The sequence below is a fragment of the Corynebacterium tuscaniense DNF00037 genome, from assembly GCF_000759055.1.
Taxonomy (GTDB): Bacteria; Actinomycetota; Actinomycetes; order Mycobacteriales; family Mycobacteriaceae; genus Corynebacterium; species Corynebacterium tuscaniense.
On sequence record NZ_JRNG01000077.1, the window covers coordinates 1 to 1,306 of the forward strand.

Here is a 1,306-nt window from a genome sequence, read left to right on the forward strand (position 1 = left end):
GAAGTGTCCCAGGTTTTGTTCCGCCTGAGTAGATGGGAAAATTTGGAACATGCCAAAGAAGTTTGATCAGGATGCGAAGGATCGGGTGGTCCGTCTTGTTGAGGATCGCATCCTGGCAGAGAATATTTCCATGCAGGAAGCGTGCAAGATTGTGGCGCCGAAACTGGGTGTTTCGTGGCATACTGCCCGGCAGTGGACGCAGGCCGCTCGACGTGTAGGGCGCGTTGTTGAGCGCATGCCGGAAGACTTGGCGGCCGAAAATGCCAGGTTACGTCGCGAAAACCAGGAGCTTCGTGACACCAATGAGTTGCTGAAGGCTGCCTCGGCTTTTTTCGCGTCGGAACTCGGCCCCCAACGTCGGAAATGATCCAATTCATCGATGAGTATCGGGATTGTTTCACAGTCGAGTTCATTTGCGAGACGTTAAACACCCACCGTATTGGCGGTTTCATCACCTCCCGTGGATACCGCCAATCAAAAGCCCGTGGCATGAGTGCCCGCACTCTTCGTGACGCCGCCCTTGTCGAGCATATTCGTAAGCTCCATGAGGAAAACTTTGGCGTCTACGGCATCCGTAAGATGTGGCATGTTCTGCGCCGTGAAGGAATCGATGTTGGTCGTGAGCAGACCGCCCGTTTGATGCGCCTTGCTGGGGTCAGCGGCAAAGGTAAAGGTAAGTCTCCTATCACTACCCGCAAGCCGAAGGGCCCAGATCTGCGTCCTGATTTAGTTAATCGCAAGTTCAAAGCCCCGGCACCGGCCCGATTGTGGGTGGCCGATATTACCTATGTGCGCACCAGAAAAGGATTCGTGTACACCGCTTTTGTGACCGACGTGTTCTCCCGAAGGATCGTCGGATGGGCGCTATCGGATTCGATGCGCACCGAGGCGCTGCCACTGCAGGCACTCAACCAGGCGATCGTAAGCGCGAAGGAAACGGCAGGGCTAATTCACCACTCTGACCATGGCTCGCAATATGTGAGCATTGTCTACAACGAGCGATTGGCCGAGCACGGAATTGCAGCGTCAACCGGGACCGTTGGGGACTCCTACGACAATGCCTTGGCTGAAAACGTCAATGGTTCCTACAAAAATGAACTGATTCATCGACGAGCGTGGGCAGACGTGGTGGACGTTGAGATTGCGACGTTTGAATGGGTCAATTGGTGGAACGAGATACGGCTTCACCAAAGTCTCGGCTATCGCACGCCAGCTGAGGTTGAGGCAGAGTTTTGGGAAACCAACCCGGCCCAAGAAATAATGGAAATCAAGGCAAATGCCTAGGAACAAAACCCGGGGCACTTCA

The 1,306-nt window shown here is 54.4% G+C and carries 1 protein-coding gene; it reads left to right on the forward strand.

All coding sequences use genetic code 11. The features are described 5' to 3' along the window. Nucleotides 1-49 precede the first annotated feature (49 nt). A protein-coding gene (locus tag HMPREF2129_RS10450; protein ID WP_156959289.1) for an IS3 family transposase occupies nt 50-1,284 on the forward strand; the annotation gives its coding sequence in 2 pieces (ribosomal slippage) (nt 50-338 and nt 338-1,284; 1,236 coding nt in all). The last annotated feature ends 22 nt before the right edge of the window (nt 1,285-1,306 follow it).